Origin of the sequence: Caldimonas sp. (genome assembly GCF_046289365.1) — a bacterium.
Taxonomy (GTDB): Bacteria; Pseudomonadota; Gammaproteobacteria; order Burkholderiales; family Burkholderiaceae_C; genus Caldimonas.
The window spans coordinates 1-4659 of the sequence record NZ_JBKBVU010000227.1 but is presented as its reverse complement, the minus strand read 5'-3'; the positions used below and the strand labels follow the sequence as shown (position 1 = coordinate 4659).

Here is a 4659-nt window from a genome sequence, read left to right as displayed (position 1 = left end):
GTCGCCCACCTCGGCGGTCTCACCGATCACCACCCCCATGCCATGGTCGATGAAGACCCGCCGGCCGATGCGCGCGCCGGGGTGGATCTCGATGCCGGTGAAAAAACGATTCAGGTGCGACAGGAAGCGGCCGGTCCAGTGCAGGCCGTGCGTCCAGCACCAGTGCGCCAGCCGGTGCAGCGTGAGCGCATGCAGCCCGGGATAACAGGTGAGCACCTCCCAGGTCGAGCGCGCGGCGGGGTCGCGCTCCAGGATGCAGGCGATGTCTTCTCGGAGATGCTCGAACATGGTGGGGGGGGTCTTGAGTCGACCGGCGATCAGTGTAGCGGTGCGGCGTTCGCGCCGCAGGGGCCCGCCCCGGCGCCCTGATGCCGTCGGGGTCGGGATCAGCGTGGCGAGCGGCCGCGTTCGAGCATGGCCTTGGCGATGCCGCGCAGGATATGCACTTCCTCGGGCGTGAGGCCGGCGCGGTTGAAGAGCTGGTTCAGCCGAGGCATCAGCTTCTTCGGGGCCGCCGGGTCGAGAAAGCCGATCGCCACGAGCGCCTCCTGCCAGTGCGTCAACAGGCCCTGGACGGCCCGGCCATCGGCCCGCGCCGGATCGGCTGCGCGCGGCGGCGCCCCGAAACCGCCCAGCGCCTGGCGCCATTCGTAGGCGAGCAACTGCACGGCCTGGGCCAGGTTGAGCGACCCATACCCCGGGGCCGTCGGGATGCTCAGCACCGCATGGCAGCGGTAGACGTCCTCATTACTCAGCCCATGACGCTCCGATCCGAACACCAGGCCCACGGCATGATCACCGGCGGCCAGCGTCGCGAACAGCTCGCGCGGCGCCTGCGTGGGCGGGCCGAAATCGCGCGGGGTCATCGCGGTGGCGCAGGCGAAGGTGACGCCTTCCAGCGCCTCGGCCAAGGTGTCGACGATGCGCGCGCGCGTCAGGATGTCGGCCGCGCCGCTGGCCATCGCAACCGTCTCCTCCCGCACCAGCACGTCCGCAAAGCGCGGGCGCACCAGCACCAGCTCGGAAAAACCCATCACCTTCATCGCGCGGGCGGCGGCCCCCACGTTGCCGGGGTGGCTGGTCTGGACGAGGATGAAGCGGGTGACATCCGGCATCGGTGAGGCGGCGGCGCCCATCGGGCACCCTGGCAAGCTCATGGGTAGAATCGACATTATCTTTGCGCTGCGCCTTCTTCCAGGCCGGCCGACGCTCTTTTTTGCCGCCAGTTCCCTTGCCCGCGTCCGCACAGGTTCCGTCCATGTCCCAAGCGCTCCACCCCATGCTCAACACGGCCATCAAGGCCGCCCGCACAGCCGGCGCGATCATCAACCGCGCCTCGCTGGACCTCGACCTGCTGCGCATCAGCGCCAAGTCCTCGCCGAACGACTTCGTCACCGAAGTGGACCATGCCAGCGAGCAGGCCATCATCGAAACCTTGCTGACGGCCTATCCCGGCCACGGCATCCTCGCCGAGGAATCCGGGCGCGCCCACGGCAACAAGGACAGCGACCACGTCTGGATCATCGATCCGCTGGACGGCACCACCAACTTCATCCACGGCTTCCCGGTCTACGCGGTGTCTATCGCGCTGGCCGTGCGCGGCCAGATCCAGCAGGCCGTCGTGTATGACCCGGCACGCAACGACCTCTTCTACGCCTCCAAAGGCCGTGGCGCCTACCTCAACGACAAGCGCATCCGCGTGTCCAAGCGCGTGCGCATGACCGAGGCACTGATCGGCACGGGTTTCCCCTTCCGCAAGGGCGACAACTTCAAGCGCTACCTCAAGATGTTCGAGGAGATGAGCCAGGCCTGTGCCGGCCTGCGCCGTCCGGGCGCGGCCGCGCTCGACCTGTGCTACGTGGCCGCCGGCTACTACGACGGCTTCTTCGAGATGGGCCTGAGCCCCTGGGACGTGGCTGCCGGCGCCCTCATGGTCACCGAGGCCGGCGGCCTGATCGGCAACTTCACCGGCGAAAGCGACTTCCTGCACCAGCGCGAGGTGGTGGCCGGCTCGCCACGCATCTACGGCCAGATGGTGCAGATCCTGGCGCCTTACACCCGCGTCATCAAGGACGAAGGCGAGGACACCCCGGCCGCCGCCCCGCCGGCCCCTGCCGTGGTCAGCGCCCTGGCCGCCGCGATCGCTGCACCCCAACCCAAGAAGGGCCCGGTGCGCATCCGCAAGAACGAAACCGAGCCCAAGGCCACCCGCAAGGACGACGCGCCGATGTGACGCGGCGCGGGTGCGCCGAGCGCGCCCCTCCTCCACCGACTTCGCCGCCGATGCAGGACTTCAGCCAGCACACGCCGATGATGCAGCAGTACCTGCGCATCAAGGCCGAGTTCCCCGACACGCTCGTCTTCTACCGGATGGGCGATTTCTACGAGCTCTTCTTCGACGACGCCGTCAAGGCCAACCGTCTGCTCGACATCACGCTGACCACACGCGGCCAGACCGCCGGCCAGCCGATCGTGATGGCCGGGGTGCCGGTGCATGCGGTCGAGAACTATCTGGCCAAGCTGATCAAACTGGGCGAGGCCGTGGCGATTGCCGAGCAGGTGGGCGACGTGGCCACGGCCAAGGGGCCGGTGGAGCGCAAGGTGGTGCGCGTGGTCACGCCCGGCACCGTCACCGACGCTGAACTGCTGGCCGACAAGGCCGACACCCTGCTGCTGGCCCTGCACCGCCAGGGGGCCACCTACGGCCTGGCCTGGCTGGGCCTGACCCATGGACAACTGGGGCTGACCGAATGCTCGGGCCGCGAACTGGCGACCTGGCTGGCGCGCCTGAACGCCGCCGAACTGCTGGCCACTGGCGACGACCTGCCGCCGGCCGTCATCCAATCGCGTATCGCGCTCACGCGCCGGCCGGCCTGGCAGTTCGACCCGGCCCTGGGTCAGCGCAAGCTGTGTGAGCAGCTCAAGGTGGCCAGTCTGGCCGGCTACAACGCGCAGGACCTGCGCGTGGCCCACGGCGCGGCCGCGGCCCTGCTCAGCTATGCCGAGCACACCCAGGGCCGTGCGCTGGCCCATGTGAGCGAGCTGCGCGTGGAGCGCGCCAGCGACCTGCTGGAGCTGCCCCCGGCCACACACCGCAACCTGGAACTCACCCAGACCCTGCGCGGCGAGGACAGCCCCACACTGCTGTCGCTGCTGGACACCTGCCGCACGGGCATGGGCAGCCGGGCCTTGCGGCGTTGGCTCACCCATCCCCAGCGCGACCGCACCGAGGCCGAGCGCCGCCACGCGGCGATCGCCGCCTTCATCGACCACGGCACCGAGGCCTTGCGCGAGGCGCTGCGGCAGGTGAGCGATGTCGAGCGCATCACCGCACGACTGGCGCTGCGCCAGGTGCGCCCGCGTGAACTGGCCGGCCTGCGCGCCACGCTGCAGGCCCTGCCGGCCCTGCGCGCCACGCTGCCCGACGAACCCGCGCCGCTGCTGGCCGAACTGGCCGAGGCCCTGAGCCCCCCGCCGACCGTGGCCGACCTGCTGGGGCGGGCCCTGGCCGAGGAGCCCGCCGTCTTGCTGCGCGACGGCGGCGTGATCGCCCCGGGCTTCGATGCCGAGCTGGACGAGCTGCGCGCGATCAGCCAGAACTGCGACGGTTTCCTGATCGACCTGGAGGCGCGCGAGCGCGAGCGCACCGGCATCGCCAACCTGCGCGTGCAGTTCAACAAGGTGCACGGCTTCTACATCGAGGTCACCCAGGGCCAGATCGACAAGGTGCCGCCGGACTACCAGCGCCGCCAGACCCTGAAGAACGCCGAGCGCTACATCACGCCCGAACTCAAGGCCTTCGAGGACAAGGCCCTGTCGGCGCAGGAACGCGCACTGGCCCGCGAGAAGCTGTTGTACGAGCAACTGCTCGACGCCTTGCAGGTGCACGTGGCGGCACTGACCCGGCTCGCCCGCTCGCTCGCGGCCCTGGACGCCCTGGCCGCCCTGGCCGAACGGGCCATGACGCTGAATTGGTGCCGGCCCGAGTTCGTGCGCGAGCCCTGCATCGAGATCGAGCGCGGCCGCCACCCCGTGGTGGAGGCCCGGCTGCTGGAAACGGGCGCTGGCCCCTTCATGCCCAACGACTGCCGGCTCGATGCGCGCAAGCGCATGCTCATCATCACCGGCCCGAACATGGGCGGCAAGTCCACCTTCATGCGGCAGGTGGCCCTGATCGTGCTGCTGGCGGCCATGGGATCGTACGTGCCAGCCGCCTCCTGCCGGCTCGGACCCATCGACGCCATCCACACCCGCATCGGCGCGGCCGACGACCTGGCCAATGCCCAGTCCACCTTCATGCTCGAGATGACCGAGGCGGCAGCCATCCTCCACGGTGCCACCGAGCACTCGCTGGTGTTGATGGACGAGATCGGCCGGGGCACCTCCACCTTCGACGGCCTGGCCCTGGCCGGCAGCATCGCCAGCCATTTGCACGACAAGAACCGCTCGTTCACACTCTTTGCCACGCACTATTTCGAACTGACGGAGTTCCCGGTGAAGCATGAGCGGGCCTTGAACGTGCATGTCTCGGCCGCCGAGTCCGGCGACGACATCGTCTTCTTGCACGAGATCCAGCCCGGGCCGGCCAGCCGCAGCTACGGCGTGCAGGTCGCGCGCCTGGGGGGGGGGGGGCGACAAAGGGAGCGACAGAAAGCGAGG

The 4659-nt window shown here is 69.6% G+C and carries 4 protein-coding genes; 2 read left to right on the top strand and 2 right to left on the bottom strand.

Translation table 11 applies throughout. The features are described 5' to 3' along the window. Together ACK42S_RS15885 and ACK42S_RS15880 are read right to left on the bottom strand one after the other, a co-directional pair. Positions 1–318 (bottom strand): serine O-acetyltransferase (locus ACK42S_RS15885; RefSeq protein WP_409709737.1); only part of this gene is annotated, 318 nt, incomplete at its 3' end. 68 nt (positions 319–386) lie between these two features. Then, the gene (locus ACK42S_RS15880) at positions 387–1115 is read right to left on the bottom strand and encodes an RNA methyltransferase (protein ID WP_409709734.1); all 729 of its coding nucleotides are present in this window, start codon (positions 1113–1115) and stop codon (positions 387–389) included. 143 nt (positions 1116–1258) lie between these two features. Between ACK42S_RS15880 and ACK42S_RS15875 the strand changes: the two genes are divergently transcribed. Both ACK42S_RS15875 and mutS read left to right on the top strand, forming a co-directional pair. Continuing rightward, the gene (locus tag ACK42S_RS15875; protein ID WP_409709731.1) at positions 1259–2233 is read left to right on the top strand and encodes an inositol monophosphatase family protein; all 975 of its coding nucleotides are present in this window, start codon (positions 1259–1261) and stop codon (positions 2231–2233) included. Between the two features lie 50 nt (positions 2234–2283). Next, a partial coding sequence (mutS, locus tag ACK42S_RS15870; protein ID WP_409709728.1) for a DNA mismatch repair protein MutS occupies positions 2284–4659 on the top strand: 2376 nt, incomplete at its 3' end.

What these genes read in the sequence shown, in the direction of transcription:
- ACK42S_RS15880 (WP_409709734.1), bottom strand. Translation starts at nt 1,115, where the DNA reads ATGCCGGATGTCACCCGCTTCATCCTCGTCCAGACCAGCCACCCCGGC.
- ACK42S_RS15875 (WP_409709731.1), top strand. Translation starts at nt 1,259, where the DNA reads ATGTCCCAAGCGCTCCACCCCATGCTCAACACGGCCATCAAGGCCGCC.